Origin of the sequence: Streptomyces sp. NPDC051180 (assembly GCF_040689545.1) — a bacterium.
In the GTDB taxonomy this organism is placed as follows: Bacteria; Actinomycetota; Actinomycetes; order Streptomycetales; family Streptomycetaceae; genus Streptomyces.
Genome location: NZ_JBFBBC010000010.1, coordinates 275784 through 300963, shown reverse-complemented (window position 1 = coordinate 300963; position 25180 = coordinate 275784). Strand labels below are relative to the sequence as shown.

General features: G+C 73.3%; 21 protein-coding genes. 11 read left to right on the top strand and 10 right to left on the bottom strand.

All coding sequences use genetic code 11. The features are described 5' to 3' along the window. The first annotated feature begins 100 nt into the window (after positions 1-100). Positions 101-1918 (top strand): gamma-glutamyltransferase, encoded by a 1818-nt coding sequence (ggt, locus tag AB0424_RS20230; protein WP_366307244.1) that lies wholly within the window; start codon positions 101-103, stop codon positions 1916-1918. Between the two features lie 49 nt (positions 1919-1967). On the opposite strand, the gene map is transcribed toward ggt, so the two are convergent. Then, on the bottom strand, positions 1968-2735 hold the full coding sequence (gene map, locus AB0424_RS20225) for a type I methionyl aminopeptidase (RefSeq protein ID WP_366307242.1): 768 nt from the start codon (positions 2733-2735) through the stop codon (positions 1968-1970). Between the two features lie 32 nt (positions 2736-2767). On the opposite strand from map, the gene AB0424_RS20220 reads away from it, so the two are divergent. The 7 genes from AB0424_RS20220 (at position 2768) to AB0424_RS20190 (ending at position 9874) form a co-directional block, all read left to right on the top strand. Beyond that, positions 2768-3019 carry a helix-turn-helix transcriptional regulator gene (locus tag AB0424_RS20220; RefSeq protein ID WP_366307240.1) on the top strand — a complete coding sequence of 84 codons (252 nt, stop codon included), beginning with the start codon at positions 2768-2770 and terminating at the stop codon, positions 3017-3019. A 29-nt stretch (positions 3020-3048) separates the two neighbouring features. Beyond that, positions 3049-3429 carry a PPOX class F420-dependent oxidoreductase gene (locus AB0424_RS20215; protein WP_366307239.1) on the top strand — a complete coding sequence of 127 codons (381 nt, stop codon included), beginning with the start codon at positions 3049-3051 and terminating at the stop codon, positions 3427-3429. Positions 3430-3536: 107 nt separating this feature from the next. Continuing rightward, positions 3537-4967, top strand: coding sequence for a UL36 very large tegument protein (locus AB0424_RS20210; protein WP_366307237.1), 1431 nt, complete (start codon positions 3537-3539; stop codon positions 4965-4967). 333 nt (positions 4968-5300) lie between these two features. Beyond that, on the top strand, positions 5301-6143 hold the full coding sequence (locus AB0424_RS20205; protein ID WP_366307235.1) for a nitrilase-related carbon-nitrogen hydrolase: 843 nt from the start codon (positions 5301-5303) through the stop codon (positions 6141-6143). Then, positions 6140-7420, top strand: coding sequence for an aspartate aminotransferase family protein (locus tag AB0424_RS20200; protein ID WP_366307233.1), 1281 nt, complete (start codon positions 6140-6142; stop codon positions 7418-7420). Before AB0424_RS20205 ends, AB0424_RS20200 begins: the two co-directional genes overlap by 4 nt. 26 nt (positions 7421-7446) lie before the next feature. Then, complete coding sequence (gene hydA, locus AB0424_RS20195) at positions 7447-8850, top strand: dihydropyrimidinase (protein ID WP_366307231.1); 1404 nt, start codon at positions 7447-7449, stop codon at positions 8848-8850. Between the two features lie 10 nt (positions 8851-8860). Then, entirely contained in the window at positions 8861-9874 is a 1014-nt protein-coding gene (locus AB0424_RS20190; protein ID WP_366307229.1) for a TIGR03842 family LLM class F420-dependent oxidoreductase, read from the top strand. A gap of 53 nt (positions 9875-9927) precedes the next feature. Here AB0424_RS20190 and AB0424_RS20185 read toward each other — a convergent pair whose 3' ends face one another. Further along, positions 9928-10527, bottom strand: coding sequence for a hypothetical protein (locus AB0424_RS20185; RefSeq protein ID WP_366307227.1), 600 nt, complete (start codon positions 10525-10527; stop codon positions 9928-9930). 480 nt (positions 10528-11007) lie between these two features. Here AB0424_RS20185 and AB0424_RS20180 point away from each other — a divergent pair, with 480 nt between their 5' ends. Beyond that, a complete protein-coding gene (locus tag AB0424_RS20180; RefSeq protein WP_366307225.1) occupies positions 11008-14412 on the top strand; it encodes a hypothetical protein in 3405 nt (1134 codons plus the stop codon). A 74-nt stretch (positions 14413-14486) separates the two neighbouring features. On the opposite strand, the gene AB0424_RS20175 is transcribed toward AB0424_RS20180, so the two are convergent. The 7 genes from AB0424_RS20175 to AB0424_RS20145 form a co-directional block, all read right to left on the bottom strand. After that, positions 14487-15461, bottom strand: coding sequence for a Gfo/Idh/MocA family oxidoreductase (locus AB0424_RS20175; RefSeq protein WP_366307223.1), 975 nt, complete (start codon positions 15459-15461; stop codon positions 14487-14489). Between the two features lies 1 nt (position 15462). Next, positions 15463-16767, bottom strand: coding sequence for a protocatechuate 4,5-dioxygenase subunit alpha (gene ligA, locus AB0424_RS20170; protein WP_366307221.1), 1305 nt, complete (start codon positions 16765-16767; stop codon positions 15463-15465). A gap of 23 nt (positions 16768-16790) precedes the next feature. Continuing rightward, positions 16791-17723 carry an amidohydrolase family protein gene (locus AB0424_RS20165; protein WP_366307220.1) on the bottom strand — a complete coding sequence of 311 codons (933 nt, stop codon included), beginning with the start codon at positions 17721-17723 and terminating at the stop codon, positions 16791-16793. A 2-nt stretch (positions 17724-17725) separates the two neighbouring features. Further along, complete coding sequence (ligK, locus tag AB0424_RS20160) at positions 17726-18415, bottom strand: 4-carboxy-4-hydroxy-2-oxoadipate aldolase/oxaloacetate decarboxylase (RefSeq protein ID WP_366307218.1); 690 nt, start codon at positions 18413-18415, stop codon at positions 17726-17728. 16 nt (positions 18416-18431) lie between these two features. Continuing rightward, a complete protein-coding gene (locus AB0424_RS20155; RefSeq protein ID WP_366307216.1) occupies positions 18432-19457 on the bottom strand; it encodes an amidohydrolase family protein in 1026 nt (341 codons plus the stop codon). Positions 19458-19480: 23 nt separating this feature from the next. After that, complete coding sequence (locus AB0424_RS20150) at positions 19481-20695, bottom strand: 4-hydroxybenzoate 3-monooxygenase (RefSeq protein ID WP_366307215.1); 1215 nt, start codon at positions 20693-20695, stop codon at positions 19481-19483. Between the two features lie 104 nt (positions 20696-20799). Beyond that, entirely contained in the window at positions 20800-21567 is a 768-nt protein-coding gene (locus AB0424_RS20145; protein ID WP_366307214.1) for an IclR family transcriptional regulator, read from the bottom strand. A 75-nt stretch (positions 21568-21642) separates the two neighbouring features. On the opposite strand from AB0424_RS20145, the gene AB0424_RS20140 reads away from it, so the two are divergent. Continuing rightward, a complete protein-coding gene (locus AB0424_RS20140) occupies positions 21643-22347 on the top strand; it encodes a substrate-binding domain-containing protein (protein ID WP_366307212.1) in 705 nt (234 codons plus the stop codon). A gap of 294 nt (positions 22348-22641) precedes the next feature. Next, complete coding sequence (locus AB0424_RS20135; protein WP_366307210.1) at positions 22642-24210, top strand: NCS1 family nucleobase:cation symporter-1; 1569 nt, start codon at positions 22642-22644, stop codon at positions 24208-24210. Here the strand turns inward: AB0424_RS20135 and AB0424_RS20130 are convergent. Further along, positions 24164-24973 carry a serine protease gene (locus AB0424_RS20130; protein WP_366307208.1) on the bottom strand — a complete coding sequence of 270 codons (810 nt, stop codon included), beginning with the start codon at positions 24971-24973 and terminating at the stop codon, positions 24164-24166. The two genes, AB0424_RS20135 and AB0424_RS20130, sit on opposite strands and share 47 nt — an antisense overlap. Positions 24974-25180 lie beyond the last annotated feature (207 nt).

The following is a 25180-nucleotide window of genomic DNA, read 5'->3' as shown; positions in this document are numbered from 1 at the left end:
GGGCATGGTAGCGGCCGACCGGCCCCTTGTTCGAGGCGGTCCTGACGGAAGGGGCGGGCGGAAGTTACGCTGCGCGGACGGTTGTTGACTGGAGGTAGGAATGCGTCGCTCCGCCGCTGGGAAGGTCTCCGTACTCGCCGTCGCGGCGACGGTGCTCTCGATGGGTGCCGCCGCCCCGGCCCCGTCCCCGCCGAGCGCGCCGCCGCCACCCGTCAAGGAACCCGTCGCCGTCGGGTACGGCGGAGCCGTCGCCAGCGTCGACGCCGACGCCTCGGCCGCCGGTGTCGAGGTGCTCCGCAAGGGCGGCAACGCCGTGGACGCCGCCGTCGCCGTCGCGGCCGCCCTCGGCGTCACCGAGCCGTACTCGGCGGGCATCGGGGGCGGCGGCTACTTCGTGTACTACGACGCGAAGAGCCGCACCGTCCACACGATCGACGGGCGCGAGACGGCGCCCCGCTCCGCCGGCACGGACCTCTTCGTGGAGAACGGCAAGCCGATCCCCTTCGAGGAGGGCCAGACCAGCGGCCTGGGCGTCGGCACCCCCGGCACCCCGGCGACCTGGCAGACCGCCCTCGACGCCTGGGGCAGCAGGCGGCTCGGCACCCTGCTGGAACCCGCCGAACGCCTGGCCCGCCAGGGCTTCACCGTCGACGCCACCTTCCGCGCCCAGACGGCCGCCAACGAGGCCCGCTTCCGCGACTTCCCGGCGACGTCCGCGCTCTTCCTGCCGGGCGGGCAGTTGCCGGTGGTCGGCTCCGCGTTCAAGAACCCCGACCTGGCCCGTACGTACGAGAAGCTCGGCCGCGAGGGCGTCGGCGCGCTCTACCGGGGTCCGCTCGCCCGCGACATCGTGAACACCGTCCGCACGCCCCCGGTCCGCGACGGCGCCACCCGGACCGTCCGGCCCGGCGACCTGACGGAGCGTGACCTCGCCGCGTACCGGACGGAGTTCCGCAAGCCCACCAAGGTCTCCTACCGGGGCCTCGACGTGTACGGCATGGCTCCCTCGTCCTCCGGCGGCACGAGCGTCGGCGAGGCGCTCAACATCCTGGAGGGCACCGACCTCTCCGCCGCCACGCAGGCCGGGTACCTGCACCGGTACATCGAGGCCAGCCGGATCGCCTTCGCCGACCGGGGCCGCTGGGTCGGCGACCCGGCGTTCGAGTCCGTGCCCACGCGGGGGCTGCTGTCCCGGCGGTTCGCCGACTCCCGCGCCTGCCTGATCCGCGACGACGCCGTCCTGACCAGCCCGCTCCCGCCCGGCGACCCCGCGAGCCCGGTGCCCTGCGCGAGCGGCGGGACCGCCGCCCCGACCCCGTACGAGGGCGAGAACACGACGCATCTGACCGTGGCCGACAGGTGGGGCAACACCGTCGCCTACACCCTGACCATCGAGTCCACCGGCGGCAGCGGCATCACCGTCCCCGGCCGCGGGTTCCTGCTCAACAACGAGCTGACGGACTTCTCCTTCGCCCCGGCCAACCCTGCCGTGCACGACCCGAACCTGCCCGGCCCCGGCAAGCGGCCGCGCTCCTCGATCTCCCCGACGATCGTCCTCGACCGTCACGACCGGCCCGTCCTCGCCCTCGGCTCCCCGGGCGGCGCGACCATCATCACCACCGTCCTCCAGACCCTGACCGGCGTCGTCGACCGGGGCCTCCCGCTCGTCGACGCGATCGCCGCGCCCCGGGCCAGCCAGCGCAACCAGGCGACGACCGAGCTCGAACCGGCGCTGTGGAACAGCCCGCTGCGGACGGAGCTGGAGGGCATCGGCCACGGATTCCGGCAGAACCCGGAGATCGGCGCCGCGACCGGCGTCCAGCGCCTCCCCGACGGCCGCTGGCTGGCCGCGGCGGAGACGGTCCGCCGGGGCGGCGGCTCGGCCATGGTGGTCCGGCCTGCGGCCGGCGGGGAGTGACGCCGCGCCACCCGGGGCCCGGCGGGGGGCGTGAGCCCTCCGCGGGCGGTCACAGGGCGGTCAGCACCCGTGGACCGGCGTCCGTGATCGCGACCGTGTGCTCGGCATGGGAGGCGCGCGAGCCGTCGAGGGTGCGGATCGTCCAGCCGTCGCCCGCCGTGTAGTGCCCGTCGGTTCCGCCGCCGATGAGCATCGGCTCGATGGCGAGCGTCATGCCGTGCCGGAGCCTCATGCCGCGGCCCGGGCGTCCCTCGTTGGGGACGCCCGGGTCCTCGTGCATGGTGCGGCCGATGCCGTGGCCCCCGAAGCCGTCGGGGATGCCGTAGCCCGCCTCCCGGCAGACCCGGCCGACGGCGTGCGCGATGTCGCCGATCCGGTTGCCGACGACGGCGGCGGCGATGCCGGCCTCCAGGGCGCGCTCGGCCGTGGTGATCAGGCGGGTGTCCTCCGGCCGGGCGCGGCCCACCGTGAAGCTGACGGCGGCGTCGCCGACCCAGCCGTCCAGCGTCGCCCCGCAGTCGACGGAGACGAGGTCGCCGTCGGCCAGCCGGTCCGAGCCGGGGATGCCGTGCACGATCGCGTCGTTGACCGAGAGGCACACGACCGCGGGGAACGGCACCGGGGCCCACTCGGGGTGGTAGCCGAGGAAGGGCGAGCCGGCGCCCGCCTCCGCCAGGACCTCGCGGGCCGCCCGGTCGAGCTCGGCCAGGGCGACACCGGGTGCGGCGGCCTCCCGCGCGGCCGTGAGGGCCCGTGCGACCACCCGTCCGGCCTCGCGCATCGCGTCCAGGGATTCGTTCGTCTTGATCTCCACCATGCCAATTACTATACCGGTATTAGAATGGCGGCATGGTGCGCACACCCCTGACCCCCGAAGAGCGCGAGCGCGGCGAGCGTCTCGGCATCCTCCTGCGCGCGGCGCGCGGCGAGCGGTCCATGGCCGAGATCGCCGCGGCCGCCGGACTCTCCCCCGAGACCCTCCGCAAGATCGAGACCGGCCGGGCCCCGACGCCGGCCTTCTTCACCGTCGCCGCCCTCGCCGGCGTCCTCGACCTCTCCATGGACGAGCTCGTGGCGCTCTGCGCCCCGGTGCCGGCCTGACGCCTCCGTCGGACCCTTAGGCTCGCGGCATGATCTCCGAGGAACTGCGGCGTGGCCGCTACGTCAGCCTGACCACCTACCGGAAGGACGGCACCCCCGTCGCCACCCCCGTCTGGTACGCCGTCGAGGGCTCCGAGCTGTACGCCTGGACCCGCACCGACTCCTGGAAGGTCAAGCGGCTGCGGAACGACCCCCGGGTCGTCGTCGTGGTCTGCGACGTGCGGGGCAGGATCGCGGACGGTGCCGAGCGGGTCCAGGGCGAGGGGCGGCTCGTGACGGGGGAGGAGCTGGGCCGGATCCGCGGTCTGCTCTCGCGCAAGTACACCTGGCAGTTCTGGCTGACCGACGTGCCCGCCATGATCGCCCGGCGCGGGAAGCGCCCGCACACCGGGATCGTCGTCACCTTCTGAGTCGCGCACCCAGCCGAAAACGGTCCGTAGTCGTCCCGTAACACGACTGCGGTCCAATACCCGCGGACCGGAAGGTTCCAGTCGACCGCGGGGCAGGTGCGTGACGCATGACGGTATATCAACTCCCCTCAGGGGTCGGCTCCTTCACGGAGTGGCTGACGGAGCTGGCCCTGCGCCTGCGGCCGGATGCCGGATGGTACGGCGTCTTCGCCGAACGCGACCCGGCGGGGATGCGCGCCTGCTTCACCGGCACGGAGATCCTGCCCTGGGACGTCGTCGAGGCCCTCCTCCAGGACGCCGGCGAACCCGCCGGCGGACCGTTCGCCGCCCACGGCCGCACCCTCCACGCGGCGGCCGCCGCCGCCCACGACCGCCGGCCCGGCGGCGCCGCCGCACTCGCCGAACGCCGGGCCACGATGGAACGCGAACGCCGCCGCGCCGCGTCCCGCGCCCGCGACCTCGACGACCGGCTCCGCGCCGTCCCGCCTCCCGCACCCGACGAGGCCGCCCGTCTGCGCCACGACCTCGCCTGGACCCGCGACGACCACGCCCGGGCGGTCGCCCGCGTCCGGGAGCTGACGGGCCGCCTGGCCGTCCTGGGCGACGTACCACGGGAGCCGGCGGCGGCGGTCTCCGCGACCGGACGCGAGGCCGCGCGGGCCCCCGTGTCCGCACAGCCACAGCCGCAGCCGCAGCCGCAGCCACAGCCGCAGCCGCAGCCGCAGCCGCAGGCTCCGACTCCCGCATCGGCGTCGGCTCCGGCGCGGGCCGAGACGCAGGCCGAGCCCCCGACGCGGACACGGCCACCGTCTCCGGAAGCCCCGGCCAAGGCCAGACGGCGTCCCCGCGGCGCCCGCTACGCCTGGCTGGAGGAGAGCGCCGAGGCGCGCGAGGAGCAGGCGGTGGTCGTCCTCCCCGCGGGGGGCGCGGCGCCGCGCGGGGCCCGGTTCGGAGGAGCGGCCCCGGACGAGGGGGCGGGCGGCGCGGCCCCGGTGCCCGTGGCGGACGAGGCGGAGGCGGTGCGGGCGGCGGCCAACGCGGTCTACGCGCTGCGGCGGCTGCGCGCCCAGGGCCGCAGCGGCGAGGCGCACGCCCTGCTGTGCGAGGCGCTCGGCGGGCCGCCGGTCCGGCTGCCCGCCCTCGCGACGGAGCTGCACCGGGCCGGGCTCGGTGCCGACTGGGCCACCCTCCTCTGGGAGGCGGCCTCCCTGCCGCCGGTCCGGCTGGCCGCCGTCGCCGGCGCGCTCGCCGACGCGGGCCGGGCCGCCGACTGCGAGCAGCTCCTGCGGCAGGGGGTGGCCCGACCCGTGGATGAACTCGCCGGAGCGTGCTCCGCGCTCCGGGCCGAGCACCACCACCGCGAGGCCCACGCCCTGCTCACCGCCTTCGTCCGCGCCCGCACCCCCGAGGACGCGGCCCACCTCGCCGCCGCGGACCCCCGCACCCTCGTCCCCCGGCTCCTCGACGCCGCCCGCGCCGTCTCCGCCACCCGCGAGCGCGACGTCCACCACGCCCTCCGGGTGGCGGGTCTGGCGTGAGCCCGACGGCCGCGGTGCCGCGGGCCGCGTGGCCGACGCCGGCCCCCGGGCCGAGGACGCGGGCGGCCGCGTACAGGACGCCGGGGAGGCGTGCGGCAGGGGGTCGGGGGTGCGGGTGGGCGGGCTGCCGGCCTTGAGCAATCGGGCGGTGCGGGACGGGTCCGAACGTGTCGGTACGTGTCCGACGTGGACCACTCGGGTATGAAACATGATCGACCCGGCCGCTTCACTGCGGTGGTCTTGCTCCGAGGTGTGACGGGGCTTACGTTCTCCTCCTACGCATCGCGTCTACGTGCGTAGAGGCTCTCTGACGCCGTGCCGAAGGAGCAGCTCATGACCGACGTCGTACGCGCCGCACTCGTCCAGGCGACCTGGACCGGCGACACCGAATCCATGATCGCCAAACACGAGGAACACGCCCGGGAAGCGGCCCGGCAGGGCGCCAAGGTGATCGGATTCCAGGAGGTGTTCAACGCCCCCTACTTCTGCCAGGTCCAGGAGCCCGAGCACTACCGCTGGGCCGAGCCCGTCCCCGACGGCCCCACCGTCTCCCGGATGCGGGACCTCGCCCGCGAGACCGGAATGGTGATCGTGGTCCCCGTCTTCGAGGTCGAGAGCGAGGGCTTCTACTACAACACCGCCGCCGTCATCGATGCCGACGGCTCCTATCTCGGCAAGTACCGCAAGCACCACATCCCGCAGGTCAAGGGCTTCTGGGAGAAGTACTACTTCCGCCCGGGCAACGCCGGCTGGCCGGTCTTCGACACCGCCGTCGGCAAGATCGGGGTGTACATCTGCTACGACCGGCACTTCCCGGAGGGGTGGCGGCAACTGGGTCTCAACGGCGCGCAGTTGGTCTACAACCCGTCGGCCACCCACCGCGGCCTGTCCTCCTACCTCTGGCAGCTCGAACAGCCCGCCGCCGCCGTCGCCAACGAGTACTTCGTCGCCGCCATCAACCGGGTCGGCGTCGAGGAGTACGGAGACAACGACTTCTACGGCACCAGCTACTTCGTCGACCCGCGCGGCCGGTTCGTCGGCGAGCCGGCCTCCGACAAGGCCGAGGAACTCGTCGTCCGCGACCTCGACTTCGGCCTCATCGAGCAGGTGCGCCAGCAGTGGGCCTTCTACCGGGACCGCCGCCCCGACGCGTACGACGGGCTGGTGCAGCCGTGAGCGGCCTCTTCGAGCGGCACCGCGCCGTCATCCCCGACTGGGTCGCGCTGTACTACCGCGACCCCATCGAGATCACCCACGGCGAGGGCCGCCACGTCTGGGACGCCGAGGGGCGCAGGTACCTCGACTTCTTCGGCGGCATCCTCACCACCATGACCGCGCACGCCCTGCCCGAGGTCACCAAGGCCGTCGCCGAGCAGGCCGGACGCATCATCCACTCGTCGACGCTCTACCTCAACCGGCCGATGGTGGAGCTCGCCGAACGGATCGCCGGCCTCTCCGGCATCCCCGACGCCCGCGTCTTCTTCACCACCTCCGGCACCGAGGCCAACGACACGGCGCTGCTGCTCGCCACCGCCTACCGCCGGTCGAACCAGATCCTGGCGATGCGCAACAGCTACCACGGCCGCTCCTTCTCGACCGTCGGCATCACCGGCAACCGCTCCTGGTCGCCCACCGGACTCTCCCCGCTGCAGACCCTCTACGTCCACGGCGGCGTCCGCACCCGCGGTCCGTACGCCGGGTTCACCGACGACCGGTTCATCGAGGCGTGCGTCGCCGACCTCGAGGACCTCCTCGGCCACACCCGCGAGGTCGCCGCACTGATCGCCGAACCGATCCAGGGCGTCGGCGGCTTCACCTCCCCGCCCGACGGGCTGTACGCCGCCTTCCGGCGCGTCCTCGACCGGCACGGCATCCTCTGGATCGCCGACGAGGTGCAGACCGGCTGGGGGCGCACCGGCGAGCACTTCTGGGGCTGGCAGGCGCACGGCCAGGCCGGGCCGCCCGACATCCTCACCTTCGCCAAGGGCATCGGCAACGGCATGTCCGTCGGCGGGGTCGTCGCCCGCGCCGACGTCATGAACTGTCTCGACGCCAACTCCATCTCCACCTTCGGCGGTTCGCCGATCACCATGGCCGCCGGCCTCGCCAACCTCTCCTACCTGCTCGAACACGACCTCCAGGGCAACGCGCGCCGCGTCGGCGGCCTCCTGATCGAACGCGTCCGGGCCGCCTGCGCCCGCGTCCCCGAGGTCCGCGAGGTCCGCGGTCGCGGCCTGATGATCGGCATCGAGCTGACGGAGCCGGGCACCGACCGGGCGAACCCCGACGCGGCCGCCGCCGTCCTGGAGGCCGCGCGGGCGAACGGGCTGCTCATCGGCAAGGGGGGCGGCCACGACACGAGCACCCTCCGCATCGCCCCGCCGCTCTCGCTCACCGTCTCCGAGGCCGAGGAGGGCGCCGCCCTCCTCGAACAGGCACTCGGAACCCTGTAACCGCCCCCTCAAGCAGGGAGAGTCCCGTGAGCACCCGAACCCTGATCAGGGGCGGTCTCGTCGTCACCGCCGCGGACGAGGTCCACGCCGACGTGCTGATCGAGGACGGCCGCGTCGTCGCCCTCGCGGCCCACGGCTCGGACGTGGCGGCCGGCTGGACCGCCGACCGGATCCTCGACGCCACCGACCGCTACGTGCTGCCCGGCGGTGTCGACGCCCACACGCACATGGAGCTGCCCTTCGGCGGCACCTTCGCCTCCGACACCTTCGAGACCGGCACCCGCGCCGCCGCCTGGGGCGGTACCACCACCATCGTCGACTTCGCCGTCCAGAGCGTCGGCCGGAGCCTGCGCGAGGGGCTCGACGCCTGGTACGCCAAGGCCGACGGCAACTGCGCGATCGACTACGCGTTCCACATGATCCTCTCCGACGTCAACGAGCACACGCTCAAGGAGATGGACCGGCTCGTCCAGGAGGGCATCTCCTCGTTCAAGCTGTTCATGGCCTACCCCGGCGTCTTCTACAGCGACGACGGGCAGATCCTGCGCGCCATGCAGCGCTCCGCCGACAACGGCGGGCTGATCATGATGCACGCCGAGAACGGCATCGCCATCGACGTCCTCGTCGAACAGGCCCTCGCCCGCGGCGAGACCGACCCCCGCTACCACGGCGAGGTCCGCAAGGCGCTCCTGGAGGCCGAGGCCACCCACCGCGCGATCCAGCTCTCCCGGGTGGCCGGGTCGCCGCTCTACGTCGTCCACGTCTCCGCGGAGGAGGCCGTCGCCGAGATCGCCGCCGCCCGGGACAAGGGCCTCCCCGTCTTCGGCGAGACCTGTCCGCAGTACCTCTTCCTCTCCACCGACAACCTCGCCGAGCCGGACTTCGAGGGCGCCAAGTACGTGTGCTCGACCCCGCTCAGGCCGAAGGAGCACCAGGCCGCGCTCTGGCGCGGACTGCGCACCGACGACCTCCAGGTGGTCTCCACCGACCACTGCCCCTTCTGCTTCACCGGGCAGAAGGACCTCGGCCGCGGCGACTTCTCCAAGATCCCCAACGGCCTGCCCGGGGTGGAGAACCGCATGGACCTCCTCCACCAGGCCGTCGTGGACGGGCGCATCTCCCGGCGCCGCTGGATCGAGATCGCCTGCGCCACCCCGGCCCGGATGTTCGGCCTCTACCCCCAGAAGGGGACGATCGCGCCCGGTGCCGACGCGGACGTCGTCATCTACGACCCGCGCGCCCGCCAGACGATCTCCGCGAGCACCCACCACATGAACGTCGACTACTCCGCGTACGAGGGGAAGACGATCACGGGCCAGGTCGAGACCGTCCTCTCGCGTGGCGAACTCGTCATCGACCAGCGGAAGTTCACCGGCCGCGCCGGACACGGCGCCTTCACCCCCCGCTCCACCTGTCAGTACCTGAACTAGGAGATCGACGTTGGACTTCGGACTCGTCCTGCAGACCGACCCGCCCGCCTCGGAGGTCGTCGGGCTGATGCGCCGGGCGGAGCGCAACGGCTTCCGCTACGGCTGGACCTTCGACTCGGCCGTGCTCTGGCAGGAGCCCTTCGTCATCTACAGCCGGATCCTCGAGCACACCACGAAGCTCCACGTCGGGCCGATGGTGACCAACCCGGGGACCCGGACGTGGGAGGTGACGGCCTCCACCTTCGCGACCCTGAACGACATGTACGGCAACCGGACCGTCTGCGGGATCGGCCGCGGCGACTCCGCGATGCGCGTCGCCGGCCGCAGGCCCAACACCCTCGCCCGGCTCGGCGAGGCCATCGACGTCATCCGCGACCTCGCGGAGGGCCGCGAGGCGTCCGTGGACGGCAACCCGATCCGTCTGCCGTGGGTGCGGAACGGCAAGCTGCCGGTCTGGATGGCCGCGTACGGTCCCAGGGCGCTCGCACTGGCCGGGCAGAAGGCCGACGGCTTCATCCTCCAGCTCGCCGACCCGTTCCTCACCGAGTGGATGGTCAAGGCGGTCCGCCAGGCCGCCGCGGACGCCGGCCGCGACCCCGACGCCCTCACCATCTGCGTCGCCGCCCCCGCGTACGTCACCGCCGACGACTCCCCGGAGGCCCTGGCCCACGCCCGCGACCAGTGCCGCTGGTTCGGCGGCATGGTCGGCAACCACGTCGCCGACCTCGTGACCAAGTACGGCGAGCACTCCGGCATGGTCCCCGAGGAGCTCACCGCCTACATCAAGGACCGCCAAGGCTACGACTACAGCCACCACGGCCGGGCCGACAACCCCGACACCACCTTCGTCCCCGACGACATCGTCGACCGCTTCTGCCTCCTCGGCCCCGCCGCGACCCACGTCGAGAAGCTCCGCCACCTGAAGACCCTGGGCGTCGACCAGTTCGCCGTCTACGACATGCACGACAACCGCGAGGGCACCATCGACGCCTACGGCTCGGAGATCATCCCACTGTTCGGCTGACACCCGCCCGAGGGAAGGGCCGACCCCGGAGCCGGCCCTCCCCGCTGCCGTTCCTAGCGGGGCGGCTGCCCGGCCGGCGTGGTCTGCGGGGGTACTCGTACCGTGATCAGGTCGGCGACCCCCGCCACCTCGCGCAGCGCCTTCGAGAGCGACAGCAGCACCTGGCGTACGGACTCGATCTCGGCCCGCAGTTCGGCGGCCCGCTCCCACTGCCGTTCGTGCTCGACCGGATCGACGTTGTCCGGACGCGTCGCCTCGTGCGCGGTGAGCAGCGGATGCCACCGGCTGAGCAGGGGCCGGATGGAGAGGTTGAGAACGTTGACCGCCAGCGCCCCGAAGGTCACCTGTCCCGGTGCCACGTGCGGTGCGACCGCGGGCCCGTAGCGGCGCAGAATCTCCCGCGTGGTCGCGAACATCGTGTAGAGCGAGGACAGTGCCTCCCGGAGCAGCCCTTCGTCCTCGCCCATCTCGACGACCGAGATGCGGGTGGCGAGTTCGACGTACAGCTCCCAGGCGGCCTTCCGCTCGACGTCGTCCGGCTGCCACGTCCCGCTGATCTCCCCGACGAAGGGGATCCCGAGCTTGACGTTGACCTCCTGTGTGACGAGCCGGCTGCCCCGACGCCCGCGCCCCCACCGCTCTCCCAAGCCCATCCCGTGAACCCCGCCCCCGCCAACCGCGCATGTCAGCCTATGAGTTACCCGAGACTACACAAGGAATACCGGGCGCAGCGGAAACGGTCGGGGACGAACGTCCCCACGGGATGGTCGCGTTTCCCTCGTGCGGCCGGCTTCGGGCGGTGCCGATTCTGTGGCGTCCATTCGAACTTGCTTGGCAAGCGCAGTGTTTGACGATCTTTCATGTTGTTCTTGGATGCCGCGATGTCACCCCGCTCATGCGGTTCCACAGGCTGACGCGCAGTCGCCGTTCGGCTGCGCTGAGGCGTCTCCGATTGTTACTGTCTCAGGCAGTCGGCGCCGCCAGGGGGGCGGGCGTGGGCAGGCGCGGCCGGACCCACGGAACGCCGCCGGAGAGCGCGCGGCGCGGGCTCGTACGACCGGGGGGACAGCAGCATGCCGGATGAGGAATTACCTCCCGCGGCGCCACGGGACGACGGACCCACGGAGCCCGCCGTGGTGGAGGACTACGACGCCTTCATCTCGTACACGCACCGACCGAACCACGCGCTGGCGAAGGCGATCCAGCGGGGCCTGCTGTCCGTGGGCCGCAAGAGCTGGCGGGCGCCGACCATCAAGGTCTTCCGTGACGAGGAGACCCTCTACTCGACCGGCGATCTGCCGAAGACCCTGCAGCACCACCTCGACCGGTCGCGCCACCTGATCCTCGTGGCCTCTCCGGAGTCGGCGCGTGCGGAGTACGTGCTGGCGGAAGTGGCGTACTGGCTGCAGCACAAGTCGAGCGAGAACATCCTCATCGCGGTGGCGGGCGGAGAGATCAGCTGGCCGTCCGGCGCCCGGGACTTCGACTGGGACGAGACCACCGCGCTGCCCAGGTCCCTGAAGGGCCGACTCTCCACGCAGCCCCTGTGGAGCGACTTCCGAGACCTGAAGAACGAGAAGGGGGACCCGCTCACCCTCCGCGACGAGAGGTTCCTCGGCGAGATCGCCAAGCTCGGCGCACGGCTCCACGGCGTGCAGAAGGAGCAGTTGGTCAGCATCGAGCGGCGCAACCAGCGCAACGCCCTGCGGCGGGCCTACACGGCGATCGCGGTGCTGATGGCCCTCCTCATGACGGTCGGGGTGCTGGCCTTCGTGGCGAACGACCAGCGACAGAAGGCCGAGCAGCGTGCGCGTGAGGCGACCAGTCGCCGGCTCGCGGCCCTGAGCAGGACCGTTCACGGCACCGACGGTTCCCTGCAGTACCTGCTGGCCGCGCAGGCCCAGCGGATGGCGGCGACGACGGAGGCGAGGGGGGCGCTGTTCGAGGCCGCCGCCGGCTCCGACGGCCAGCGGACACAGCAGGGCACACGGTCGCTGGCCCGCCTGGTCGGACACGAACAGGGCGTGGACGCCGTGCGCTTCTCGCCCGGCGGTACCCGGGCCGGGACCGTGGACGGCGTGGGTACCGTGCGGGTCTGGGCCACCGGCGCGCCGGGCGACCCGGTCACCGTGCCGGGCCTGCAACGGCCGCGGCTGACCTTCACCGCGGACGGTGAGTTCGTCGTGTCCGACGGCTCCCACCTGCAGTGGCGGGACGCGGCGACCGGCGCCGTACGCGCGGACCGGGACCTCGGCTTCGTCCCCGGCCACCTCGAATGGCTGGGCAGTGGCCGGACGGTGCTGGTCGCCGGGCCGGACGCCACCGTCGCCGCCGCCCGCCCGGACGGCGGCATCGACCGGGCGCCCGACGCCGGATCGTCCGCCGTCACCTTCCTGGGATCGCCCGCGCACGCGGAGGTCGCCGTCGTGGCCACCGCCGACGGCACGGTGACCGTCCGGCGCAAGAAGGACCTCGCCGTCGAGGAGCGGTGGAATCTGGGCTCCGAGGCAGGCCGCCCGGTCGCGGTGAGCGCCGACGGGACCCGCATCGCCGTCCTCGTGGAGACGTCGGGCAGGACACCGGCCCCCGACGGTACGGGCTTCCCCGTCGCCTCGGTCCAGGCGGTCCGGGGTGGCAAGCGGATCGGGCTGGTGCGGACGTCCGAGTACTACGTGGCCAAGGACGCGACGTTCATCGGGCGCGGCTCCAGCGTGGTCGTGGTCACGAGCGGAGGCGTCGACGGGGCGCCGGGTCAGCTGCTGACGGCCGATCCGGCGAGGAACGAGCCCGCCACCAGCCCGGGACTCGCCGTCCCGACCACCGCGTACGCGGTGCGGACCAGCGACGACGGTCGTCGTCTCCTGGTGGGCGGGGGCGATCCGACCGCCTACATCGACGCGATCGGACCGCGGGACGCCGACTTCGGTGCGAGTGTCCTCCCGGACGGCGTCACCCCGGTGCGACCTCTGAGCGTGGCCGGCGACACCGGCCGGGTCGTGGTCCGGCAGGCGGGCCGGGTGGGGTTCGCGGACATCGGGACGGGAAAGGCGGGCGACGCGGTCAGGGCCACCATGGTCACGGCAGGCGACAGCGCTGCCGTCAGTACGAACGGCAGATGGCTGGTGTCCGCCACCGGAGACGTGTTCGACCTCCGCGACCCGTCCGTGCCGAAGCGGGCGGGACGGATTCCCCCGCCGCGCGGCGCCCTCGCCTTCGACGGCGGCGGGGACCGGGTCGCCTACGTCGCAGGCGAGGCGGACCTCGTCGTCGCCGACCTGCCGTCACTGTCCGTCCGGCACGGCTCCGCCGGTCGCCGGCTGTGCCCCGCGAGCCAGTGCTCCGCGGTCGTCGCCCTCAGTCCGGACGGGCGTACGCTCGCCGTCCGCCCGACCTCGGCGAACGGCTTCACCACTGAACTGCCGGCCGGAGCGGACCCCGCCGACTCGCCCGCGGACCACGGCCGGACACCGCTCGTCCTGGTCTCGCTCCGGGACGGCTGGACGGTCCGGGCCGCCCTCGACCTCGCCGAACCGGGGCCCGTCACGTTCAAGGACGACGAGACCCTGCTCGTGCAGGTGGGCAGGACCCTCCTGACGGTCGACGCCACGGAACCGACGAAGTCGCCGGTGACGCGCGCGGCGGACCAGCGGGGCACCTGGGCCTTCGGGTCCGGACGAGAGGACAAGGACCTTGCCATCGCCGGGCAGTGCGGGATCGCGCTGACCGACCCGCTCACGTGGGGGGAGATCGCCGAGGTCCCCTTCGACGGGGTGAACACCGACGCCGGGTGCGACGGGACCTCCGCGGCCTGGGCCGGCGAGACCCTGCTGACCTCCGACGGCGAGGAGTGCCGTGAGGCCGTCTCCGGCGCCTGTCCCCTGAGGCGATGGAACACGCGCGCCGAGAAACTGGTCCAGCGCGTGTGCGGGCTGGCGGCACGGAACCTCACTCCCGGCGAGTGGAGCCAGTACCTGCCGGAGTGGCCGTACGAGCGGACCTGCCCGGAGTACTCCGGGCCGTCCGGGAGCGAGTCCGGCGCGCCGGGCCCGGGAACGGCTTCCGCCACGCCCGGCGCCCCGGTCCCGGGGACCTCCACGGACTCCCCTCCCGAGCCGACCGCCTCCGCGGCCACACCGACCCGGCCGGCCGCGCCCACGCCGACGCGATCTGCTCCGGCCCTCCCCACCACCGCGTCCGCCGGTCCGTACCCACCCGGCTCCGTACCGGAGGGACCCGGCGGCTGCTCACCGGGTCGGAACGACCTGTACCGCTGCACCGTCGGCAAACGGGGCGGCGCCCCCTACCAGGACTCCCCGACCGGAAAGCCCATGGGCGGCCTCGTCACCCGCGGCGAGCACCCGTTCCTCTGCCAGCGACAGGGGGCGGCCCACACGTACGGCGCCTACCACAACGACTGGTGGGCACGGGTCGTCCTGCGCGAGGCGACCGGGGAGGGCGGCTGGGTCAACGCCGTCTACCTGTCGGGGGGTGACAACGACCGTCCGGTGCCGGGACTCCCCGTCTGCGCGGCGGGGTGAGCGGGGAGACGGGCCATGTGCGGACGGGCCCCTCGTGAGGCCCGATCCGGCGCACGCCCCCCCCGGCACTCCGGTCACGTGCCCGCAGCGCTGTTCAGTTGCTTCTCCAGGGCGGCCAGGGTCCGGTAGCAGTCCAGCACCTGGGCGAGGGAGGAGTTCGGTTCGCGGTGCTCGCGGATGGCGGCGACGAACTCGCGGTCCTGGAGTTCGATGCCGTCCGTCGACACGTCCACTCGGCTGACGTCGATCGGCTCGTCCTTGCCGGTGAACAGGTCGTCGTAGCGGGCGAGGTAGGTGCCGGTGTCGCCGATGTACCGGAAGAAGGTGCCCAGGGGACCGTCGTTGTTGAAGGACAGCGACAGGGTGCAGATCGCGCCGCTCGCCGCCCGCAGCTGGATGGACATGTCCATCGCGATGCCCAGCTCGGGGTGGATCGGTCCCTGTACGGCGTTGGCCTGCACGATCGGCGAACCGGTCTGGTACGCGAACAGGTCGACGGTGTGGGCGGCGTGGTGCCACAGCAGGTGGTCGGTCCAGGAGCGCGGCTCGCCCAGCGCGTTGAGGTTGCTGCGGCGGAAGAAGTAGGTCTGCACGTCCATCTGCTGGATGCGGAACGCGCCGGCCTCGATCCGCCGCCGCACCCACTGGTGGCTGGGGTTGAAGCGGCGGGTGTGGCCCGCCATGGCGACGAGGCCGGTGCGTCGCTGCGCCGCCAGACACGCCTCGGCGTCCCCGAGGGAGGAGGCGAGCGGGATCTCGACCTGGACGTGCTTGCCCGCGTCGAGGCAGGCCAGCGTCTGCTCGGCGTGCAGGGGGGTGGGCGTGGCGAGGACGACGGCGTCGACGTCGTCCATGGCCAGCACCTCGTCCAGGGAGGCCGCGGCGCGGCCCACGCCGTGCTCCGCCGCGAACTTCCGCGCCCCCTCCAGGGTGCCGCTCACCACGGCGGTCACCTCGACGCCCTCGATCCGCCGCAGCGCGGCCGCGTGCTTGGCGCCGAAGGCGCCGCCGCCGGCCAGGGCGATCCGCAGGGTCCGGTTGTCGGTCATGTCACTCCTTCACGGCGGGCTCGTCGGCCCGCGGGCGGTTTTCCAGGATGAGGTGGCCGACGGCGGTGTTGGACGCCGGCACGTGGTAGAAGCGGTGCTTGAGCGCGACCTCGCCGGAACCGTCGACGTCGCTCATCGCGCCGCGGGCCATCAGCCACATGACCAGCTCGATGCCCTCCGAGCCGGCCTCCTCGACGTACTCCAGGTGCGGCACCTCGGCGAGTCCCGCCGGGTCCGCGACCAGCCGGTCGAGGAAGGCGTTGTCCCACTCCCGGTTGATCAGGCCGGCGCGCGGGCCCTGGAGCTGGTGGCTCATGCCGCCGGTGCCCCACACCTGGACCTTCAGCGGCCGGTCGTAGGACTCGACGGCCCTGCGCAGGGCCTGTCCGAGCGCGAAGCACCGGGCGCCCGACGGGACCGGGTACTGCACCACGTTGACGTGGAACGGGATGACCTTGCACGGCCACGTGCCGACGTCGCCGAACATCAGCGACAGCGGGACGGTCAGACCGTGGTCGACGGGCATCTCGTTGACGAGGGTGAGGTCGAAGTCGTCGCGGATCAGGGCGTGCGCGAGGTGCGCGGCCAGGTCGGGGTCGCCCTCGATGCCGGGCACCGGGCGGGGGCCGTACCCCTCGTCGGCGGTGGGGAAGGAGGCCCCGGTGCCCAGTACGAAGGTCGGGACGATCGACTGGTCGAAGGCGCTGGCGTGGTCGTTGTAGACCAGGATGACGACGTCGGGGACGTTCTCCCGCGCCCACTCCCTGGAGTACGCGTACCCGTCGAAGACCGGTCGCCAGTACGGCTCCTCGGCCTTGCCGTGGTCCAGCGCGGCGCCGATCGCCGGCACGTGCGAGGTGAAAACCGCGCCGGTGATCCGCGCGTGCGCGGCCGGGGCCGCGGGGGCGTGCGCGGCTTCGAGGACGGCGTGGTCGATGCGGTTCCCCTCGACCGGGCGGCCGCCGCCGACCATCATGGCGCGGTACTCCTGCTCGGTCATCCCGGTCATGGATCCTGCCATCTGCTGGAACGAGAGTCCCAGCGTGGCACCCCACTTGGCGAGGAAGTAGATGTTGCCGCCCTCGCGCATCGCCGCGTTGAGGTCGCGGTCGAGCAGCGCCTGTTTCTGCTCCTCCCGCAGCGGCCACGCGTCCAGGTAGGCGCGCTCGTCGGCGAGATAGCTCGCGCGGTTCTCCGCGGTCATCAGCGACATGCAGAACTGGTTGAGGTGGTACCCCTTGGCCGACTGCTCGGCGTCGAAGATCGTCGTCCCCGGAACCAGCTTGTAGGTCTTGTCCAGCGCCATGCGGATGCTCCCATCGGGGCGGGTCAGGAGGGTTCGGGCGATGCGTCGGGCCAGTACAGGCGCATCGGGTTGTCGACGAGCAGCCGCTGCCGGAGCTCGGGCGTCGGCGCGATGTGCGGCACGAAGTCGACGAGCAGCCCGTCGTCGGGCATGTGGTCGGTGAGGTTGGGGTGCGGCCAGTCGGTGCCCCACAGCACCCGGTCGGGGAACTCCTCGACCACGCGCCGGGCGAAGGGGACGACGTCGCGGTAGGCGGCCCGCTCCCCGTCGAGGGCCGGCGGACCGTCGGCCGACAGCCGCTCCGGGCACGTCACCTTGCACCAGATGTCGGGCCGGGCCCGCAGGAAGTCCAGGAACGCCTCGAAGTCGGGGCCCCACGGGTCCTTCGCGGTGTCCGGACGGCCCATGTGGTCGACGACCAGCGGGACGGGGATCGACAGCAGGAACTCCCGCAGACCGGGGAGGTCCGCAGCCTCGAAGTAGACGACGACGTGCCAGCCGTAGGGCGCGATCCGCTCGACGACGTCCCACAGGTCCTGCCGCGGCGCCGCGTCCACCAGCCGTCTGACGAAGGTGAACCGCACCCCGCGGACGCCCGCCTCGTGCAGCTCGCGCACCTGTGCGTCCGTGACGTCCGGCCGCAGCGTCGCGACGCCCCGGGCCCGTCCGTCCGAGGCGCGCAGCGCGTCGACCATGGCGGTGTTGTCGGCGCCGTGGCAGGTGGCCTGCACCACGACGTTCCGCGCGAAGCCGAGGTGGTCGCGGAGCGCGAACAGCTGCTCCCCGGACGCGTCGCACGGGGTGTACTTGCGCTCCGGCGCGTACGGGAACACGGCGCCGGGGCCGAAGACATGACAGTGCGCGTCGACGGCGCCGGCCGGGAGCCGGAGCTCCGGCCGGCTCGGACCGGCGTACCAGTCGAGCCAGCCCGGGGTCTTCTCGAAGTCCGTCGTCATCGTCAGTCCTCGTACCGCAGTCCGAGCCCGGCCAGCGGGCCGCGCATGCCGTACAGGTCCAGGCCGAGCGCGCCCGCCCGGAAGCGGGCGCGCTTGCCCTCCTCGGCCGCTTCGCGGGCGGCCGAGGCGGCGGCCACCTCGGCGGCCCGCTCGCGCGGCACCACGACGACGCCGTCGGCGTCGGCGACGACCACGTCACCGGGGCGCACCAGGGCGTTGGCGCAGACCACGGGGGTGTTGACGGAGCCGAGGGTGGCCTTGACCGTGCCCCTGGCGTTGACCGCGCGGGAGAAGACGGGGAAGTCCATCGCCTCCAGGTCGGCGACGTCGCGGACCCCGCCGTCGATGACCAGGCCCCGGCAGCCCCGGGCGCGGAACGAGGTGGCGAGCAGCTCGCCGAAGAACCCGTCCTCGCTCTCGGTCGTGCAGGCCGCGACGACGACGTCCCCCTCCTGGATCTGCTCGGCGGCGACATGGAGCATCCAGTTGTCGCCGGGCTGGAGGAGCACGGTCACCGCCGTGCCGCACATCCGGGCCTTCGGGTACACCGGGCGCAGGTAGGGGCGCATCAGCCCGACGCGGCCCATGGCCTCGTGGACCGTCGCGACGCCGAACGCCGACAGTGCGGCGACGGCCTCCGCGTCGGCACGGTCGATCTTGGTGTGGACGACGCCGATCTCGGTGTGTTCCATCGTGGTCCTCCTGGGGTCAGCGGCCGACCGCGGCGAGGCGGGCGGCGAGGCGGGGGTAGACGCGCAGGGCGTTGCCGGAGTAGACGGCGGCACGCTCCTGCGCCGACAGGTGCGGGGTGGCGTCCACGTACCGCCGGGTGTCGTCGAAGTGGTGGCCGGTCCGCGGGTCGACGTCCCGGACCGCGCCGATCATCTCGCTGGCGAACAGTACGGACCGGCTGGGGATCACCCGGGTCAGCAGGTCGACGCCGGGCTGGTGGTAGACGCAGGTGTCGAAGAGGACGTTGTCCAGCAGGGTCTCCGGGTCCGGCCGGCCCAGCGCCGCCGCCAGGCCGCGGAAGCGGCCCCAGTGGTACGGAACGGCTCCGCCGCCGTGCGGGATCACGAACCGCAGCGTCGGGAAGTCGGCGAACAGGTCGCCCTGGACGAGCTGCATGAACGCCGTGGTGTCGGCGTTCAGGTAGTGCGCGCCGGTGGTGTGGAACGCCGGGTTGCACGAGGTGCTGACGTGGATCATCGCGGGGACGTCGTACGCGACCATCGCCTCGTAGAGGGGGTACCAGCTGCGGTCGGTCAGCGGCGGCGCGGTCCACCGGCCGCCCGACGGGTCGGGGTTGAGGTTCACCGTGACCGCGCCCAGCTCCTCCACGGCCCGGCTCAGCTCGGGCACGCAGGTCGCCGGGTCGACGCCGGGGGACTGCGGCAGCATCGCGCCGACCGCGAACCGGTCGGGGTAGAGGCCGGCGACCCGGTGGACCAGGTCGTTGCAGATCCGCGCCCACACCGAGGAGACGGCGAAGTCGCCGATGTGGTGGGCCATGAAGCTGGCGCGCGGCGAGAAGATCGTGAGGTCGCTGCCCCGCTCGTCCATCAGCCGCAGCTGGTTGGACTCGATCGCCGCGCGCAGGTCGTCGTCGCCGATGACCAGCTCGGCGGGGTCGGGGACGGGGCCGCGGCCGGCGGCCGCCGCGATCTGCCGGTCGCGCCAGGCGGCCAGCTGTGGCGGGGCCGTGGTGAAGTGACCGTGACAGTCGATGATCATGGGAGGTCTCGCAATCGTCCGGGTCAGGGGCGGTGGCCGCGGGTGGGCCAGCCGGTGTACTGCTCGGCCAGGTAGGCGCGTCCGGCGCGCGTGCCCACCACGTTGTCCAGCTCGCCGAGCTGCCGCCGCAGGTCGAAGGCCGAGCCGCCGGGCTCGGTGTGGAGCAGCCGGGTCATCCAGGACGAGAAGTTCTGCGCCCGCCAGATCCGCCGGAGGGCCCGCGGCTCGTAGGCGTCCAGCGCGGGGTCGCCCGTCCTGCCGAGGGCCCGGGGCAGCACGTCGGCGAGGACCTTCACGTCGTGCAGCGCCAGGTTCAGCCCGCGGGCCCCGGTCGGCGGCACCGTGTGCGCGGCGTCGCCGACCAGGACCAGCGAGCCCCAGCGCATCGGCTCCTGCACGAAGGAGCGGAACCGCAGCACCGTCTTCTCGGTGATCGGCCCCTCCTTCAGCCGGAAGCCGTCCTCGCCGGCCACCCGCGCCTGGAGGGTGTCCCAGACGCGGTCGTCGGGCCAGTCCCCGACGGACTCGTCGGGGGAGCACTGGAAGTACATGCGCTGCACGGCCTCGGTGCGCTGGCTGATGAGCGCGAAGCCGTGCTCGGAGTGGGCGTAGACCAGCTCGGGGGCGCTCGTCGGCGCCTCGGCGAGGATGCCGAACCACGCGAAGGGGTACTCCCTGCCGTACCGCGTCCGCCGGTCCTCCGGCACCAGGTCGCGGCACATGCTGCGGGACCCGTCGGCACCGACGACGTACCGCGCCCGGATCTCGTGGCGGGCTCCGTCGGGCGCGGTGTAGCGGACCCGCGGGGCCGTGGTCGTGACGTCGAGGACCTCGGTGTCGCGGACCCCGAAGTGGACGGCGCCGCCGTCGCGTTCGCGGGCGTCGGCGAGGTCGGCGAAGACGTCGGTCTGCGGATAGAGCCACACGGACGCGCCGACGAGCTCCCTGAAGTCGACCCGGTGCGACCGCCCGGCCACCCGCAGCTCGACGCCCTCGTGCTCGTACCCCTCGCGCAGGATCCGGTCCGAGACCCCGGTCTCGACCAGGTCCCGGGCGGCGTCGGCCTCCAGGATCCCGGCCCGCTGGGTCGTCGCGATCGCGTGGCGGGTGCGGGTGTCGACGACGGTCGTGCCGACTCCGGCGCGGCCGAGCAGGTGCGCCAGCATCAGTCCGGCCGGCCCGGCACCCACGACCGCGACCGGAACCGTGGTGACGGAGTCGACGGGGGCGTCGGCCATGGCATCTCCCAAGCAGCTGTCTCCGTTGCGAACTGCTCGAACGGTGACAGCCTGCCCGGCGGCCGGTCTGCGGCGTTTCCGTCAGGCGGAAACGCTCCCTGCCCTCACCCCGACGTGCGGGTGCGCCTGCCGAGTTCGTCGGAGATCCCGTACGCCGCCCGCAGCAGGGGCTCGCGCAGCCCGCGGGCCCGGCTCGCGTCCTGCGCCGTCAGCACGATCCCCAGCGCCGCGCTCACCGGTCCGGCCCGGCCGATCCGCACCGGCGCGGCCACCGCCACCGTGCTCTCCGACAGCTGCCGGTCACTGACGAAGACCTGCTCGCGCCGGATGCGGTCCAGCTGCGTCCGCAGCGTCCTCGGGTCCGTGACGGTGTGCGGGGTCCACGCCCGCTGCGGCGAGTCGAGGACCTCCTCCTGGATGTCCCGCGGCGCGTGCGCCAGCAGCACCCGGCCCATCCCCGTGGACCCGACGGGAAAACGGGTCCCCACCCCCGTCAGGAGCTCCACCGACCGGTGCCCCGAGATCCGCTCCACGAACACCAGCTCGGTGCCCTCGCGCACCGCGAGCTGGACGTTCTCGTGGGTCGCCTCGTACAGGTCCTGCAGGAACGGCAGCGCCACGTCGCGCAGGATCTGCGTCCGGGGACATCCCGAGGCGATCTCCCACAGCCGCAGCCCCACGTGCCACGACCCGTCCTCGGCCCGCTCCAGCGCTCCCCACGCCGCCAGCTCCATGAGGACCCGGTGCGTGGTGCTCACGGCCAGACCCGTACGCTGCGCGATCTCCGACAGGGTCTGCGAGGGGTGGTCGCGGTCGAAGGCCGAGAGGACCTCCAGGACCTTTCCCGCCGCCGTGCTCCGGACTGTGCTCACCTCGCCAGTCTCGCAGACCCCCGACGGGCCGCCCGGTCGCCGGCCGTACCATCTGCCGCACACCAAGGAGGCGATGTGGAAGAAGAGATCTCCGGGCTGTCCTCGATGGCCACCCGGCCCGTGCTGGCCGAGCTGTCCGCGCACATCCGGCTCGCGCACGGGATCCCCGTGCGCTTCGACGCCGGCGGCGGGGTCGAGATCGCGCGGCGCGTGCGCGAGGGCGCCGAGGCCGACCTGGTCGTCCTCGCGGAGGGCGCGCTGGCCGGTCTGGAGCGCGACGGCCACGTCCTCGCGGGCAGCACGCGGCCGCTGTGGGTCTCCCAGGTCGTCGCCGCCGTCCCGGCGGCGGCACCGGTCCCCCCGCTCGGCTCGGAGTCCGACCTGCGGGCCGCGCTGCTCGCCGCCGACGCGATCGCCTACTCGACGGGCCCCAGCGGCACCGCGCTCACCGAGCTGATCGACCGGCTGGAGCTCGCCGACGCCCTCCGGGACCGGCTCGTGCAGGCGCCGCCCGGGGTGCCCGCCGGCAGCCTGCTGTCGTCCGGCCGCGCCGGTCTGGCCTTCCAGCAGCACAGCGAGCTGATGGACCTGCCGGGTGTCGTCGTGGTCGGACCGCTCCCTGGCGACGCCGCGATCAGCTCGCTCTTCGCCGGCGGCGTCCTCGCCTCCTCCGGCCGGCCGGGCCGGGCCCGCGAGGTCCTCGCCCTCCTGGGATCCGACGAGGCGTCACGGACAGCCCGCGCCCGGGGCATGCGGCCTGCGGGAGAACCCGCGGCGTGACGCCGGAGGCGGCGCCAGGTGAGGGACGGGCTCCGCCGGACAGCCCACGGGGCAAGAGGGGGCCAAAGTCCTGATGAGCCGTCACGTGCGCGACAGCGGACGCCATGTGACGGAGAGGCCGGGAGGAGAGCCGGTCATTCGCGGGGAGGGGCGGAGATCCGCCGGGAAGCCGGTGATCCGCCCGCGAGGCGTCACCTCCCTTGACGCACCTGTCCCGCAGGACGAGACTCCGCACGGTCAAGAACCCCACGCCCGCACGGCCTCGTTCCCGTCCCCGAACGAAGGGTTCCGTCCATGACCGCGACCACCCCCGCAGGAAGACCCGGGAGCGCCGGAAGCCCCGCGGCCCACAGCACGCCCCAGGGGCACGACGACCGGGTCGAGCTCGCGCCCGGCGCCGCCCCGGCCGACTCCCGCTTCGTCAACGACGACCTGCTCCCCGTCCCGCTGGCCGAACGCCGCTGGACCACGTACAACTTCGCCGCCCTCTGGGTCGGCATGGCGCACAACATCCCCTCCTGGATGCTGGCCTCCGGCCTCGTCGCCCTCGGCATGGACTGGAAGCAGGCCGTCCTCACCATCGCCCTCGCCAACGTCGTCGTCCTCCTCCCGATGCTGCTCACCGGACACGCGGGACCCAAGTACGGCATCCCGTTCCCGGTGCTGGCCCGCGCCTCCTTCGGCCTGCGCGGCGCCAACCTGCCCGCCCTGATCCGCGCCGGGGTCGCCTGCGCCTGGTTCGGCATCCAGACCTGGATCGGCGGCCAGGGCGTCTTCGTCCTGCTGGACAAGGTCTTCGGCGGCGCGTGGGCCGACGCCTCCCGCGTCGGCGGCCAGCCGTGGACCCTGTGGCTCTGCTTCGTCCTCTTCTGGGCCCTCGAACTCGCCGTCATCCACCGCGGCATGGACGCCCTGCGCCGCTTCGAGAACTGGGCCGCGCCGTTCGTCATCGTGGGCGCGCTCGCCCTGCTCGTCTGGATCACCGCGAAGGCCGGCGGCCTCGGCCCGCTCCTCGACCAGCCGTCGCGACTGGGCTGGGGCGCCGATTTCTGGCCGGTCTTCTTCCCCGCCCTCATGGGCATGATCGCCTTCTGGGCCACGCTCAGCCTCAACATCCCCGACTTCACCCGCTTCGGCGCCGGCCAGCGCGCCCAGGTCCGCGGGCAGACCCTGGGGCTGCCCACCACCATGACCCTGTTCGCCCTGCTGTCGGTGCTCGTGACCTCCGGTTCGCAGGCCGTCTACGGGGCGCCGGTGTGGGACCCGGTGGCGCTCGCCGCCAAGACCGACAGCGTCTTCGGGCTGCTCTTCGCCCTCGTCACGGTCCTCGTCGCGACCCTGTCGGTGAACATCGCCGCCAACGTCGTCTCGCCGGCGTACGACCTCGCGAACCTCGCCCCGAAGCTGGTGGACTTCCGCAAGGGCGCCCTGATCACCGGGGTGGTCGGCGTCGTGATCATGCCGTGGAAGCTGACCGCCACCCCCGAGCTGTACATCTTCACCTGGCTCGGCCTGGTCGGCGGTCTGCTCGGGACGGTCGCCGGCATCCTCATCGCCGACTACTGGCTCGTCCGCCGCACCGTCCTCGACCTCGCCGGTCTCTACTGCGCCGACGGCCCCTACTGGTACCGGGGCGGGTGGAACCCGGCGGCCGTCCTCGCCTTCGCGGTCGGCGGAGTCCTCGCCGTGGGCGGCTCCCACTCGGCCCCCGGCGCGGGCCCGTTCCCCGAGGACGGCCTGATCCCCTTCCTCAAGCCCCTGGCCGACTACGGCTGGGCCGTCGGCCTCGCGGCCTCCCTGCTGCTCTACACCGCCCTCATGAGGCGCGGGGGAGCCTCCCGATCGTCCGCTCGATCCAGCTGAGGTACGCCCCGACGCGGGTGTTCACGGCGGGGGTGTCGGTGGCGCACCCCCGCCCGTAGGACACGAGGCCCACCAGGTAGGGCCGTCCCCCCTCCCGGTGGACGAGGGGGCCGCCGGAGTCGAACAGGCAGGTGTCCCGCCCGGGCGCGTAGGTGCAGATCTGGGCGGAGGTCACCCGGCTCCACCCGCGCTCCGCGCACGTCGCGGTGCTCATCGTGGCGAGGTCCACGGTCCGCAGGACGTCGGACCGGGGGCCGTCGAAGGAAGTGGCGCCCCAGCCCGCCGCCTCCACCCGCGTGTGGTCGAAGGCGCTGGGGGAGAAGGAGACGGGCAGGCCGACGGGGCTCACGCCCTCGCGGTACGCGACCGGCTCCGCGAGCCGGATCAGCGCGATGTCGTTCACCTGGGTCCCGGGGTCGTAGTCCGGGTGGACGGAGAAGCGGGCCGGGGCGGCGAGCACGGCGCCGGGGCTGTCCGAGGACGACGACAGGTCGTGGTCGCCGAGGAGGACCCCCACGCGCGCGGTGCTGCCGTAGGAGCCCGTCAGGCAGTGCGCCGCGGTCAGCACGTACCGCTCGGTGACCAGCGCCCCGCCGCACATCACCCGCCGCTCCTCCCGGTCCACCAGCCCCGCCATGTACGGGTACTGGTGCGGCCGCGCCTCCTGGCCGCCCACGATCCCGTGCGCGGGCACGGGCCCCAGGGGCCAGACGGCCGCCACCGCGCCCGCCACCGTCGCCGTGAGCTTCCTCGCCCATCCCATGAACCCTCCGAACCCTCGACCGCGTCGTCCCGGACCCGCGGGATGCGGAGACGTTTCCTCTCTCCGCCCCGCCCCGGCCCGCCGGGTCGTCAACGACCGGGGGTGCGCGGGGTCACGGACCCGCCGACCCGTACGGTGGCCGGGTCCGGGCGACGGCCCGGCGCCCCGGACGAAGGAGGCCGCCCTCGTGGAACGGCGTCAGGACGC

Bases quoted from the DNA above. Each gene is read 5' to 3' on its own strand.
- AB0424_RS20220 (WP_366307240.1), top strand. From the start codon at position 2,768: ATGGTGCGCACACCCCTGACCCCCGAAGAGCGCGAGCGCGGCGAGCGT.
- AB0424_RS20175 (WP_366307223.1), bottom strand. From the start codon at position 15,461: ATGACCGACAACCGGACCCTGCGGATCGCCCTGGCCGGCGGCGGCGCC.
- AB0424_RS20155 (WP_366307216.1), bottom strand. From the start codon at position 19,457: ATGATCATCGACTGTCACGGTCACTTCACCACGGCCCCGCCACAGCTG.
- ggt (WP_366307244.1), top strand. From the start codon at position 101: ATGCGTCGCTCCGCCGCTGGGAAGGTCTCCGTACTCGCCGTCGCGGCG.
- AB0424_RS20185 (WP_366307227.1), bottom strand. From the start codon at position 10,527: ATGGGCTTGGGAGAGCGGTGGGGGCGCGGGCGTCGGGGCAGCCGGCTC.
- AB0424_RS20205 (WP_366307235.1), top strand. From the start codon at position 5,301: ATGACCGACGTCGTACGCGCCGCACTCGTCCAGGCGACCTGGACCGGC.
- ligA (WP_366307221.1), bottom strand. From the start codon at position 16,767: ATGGCGCTGGACAAGACCTACAAGCTGGTTCCGGGGACGACGATCTTC.
- AB0424_RS20215 (WP_366307239.1), top strand. From the start codon at position 3,049: ATGATCTCCGAGGAACTGCGGCGTGGCCGCTACGTCAGCCTGACCACC.
- AB0424_RS20130 (WP_366307208.1), bottom strand. From the start codon at position 24,973: ATGGGATGGGCGAGGAAGCTCACGGCGACGGTGGCGGGCGCGGTGGCG.
- AB0424_RS20135 (WP_366307210.1), top strand. From the start codon at position 22,642: ATGACCGCGACCACCCCCGCAGGAAGACCCGGGAGCGCCGGAAGCCCC.
- AB0424_RS20210 (WP_366307237.1), top strand. From the start codon at position 3,537: ATGACGGTATATCAACTCCCCTCAGGGGTCGGCTCCTTCACGGAGTGG.
- AB0424_RS20165 (WP_366307220.1), bottom strand. From the start codon at position 17,723: ATGACGACGGACTTCGAGAAGACCCCGGGCTGGCTCGACTGGTACGCC.
- map (WP_366307242.1), bottom strand. From the start codon at position 2,735: ATGGTGGAGATCAAGACGAACGAATCCCTGGACGCGATGCGCGAGGCC.
- AB0424_RS20150 (WP_366307215.1), bottom strand. From the start codon at position 20,695: ATGGCCGACGCCCCCGTCGACTCCGTCACCACGGTTCCGGTCGCGGTC.
- ligK (WP_366307218.1), bottom strand. From the start codon at position 18,415: ATGGAACACACCGAGATCGGCGTCGTCCACACCAAGATCGACCGTGCC.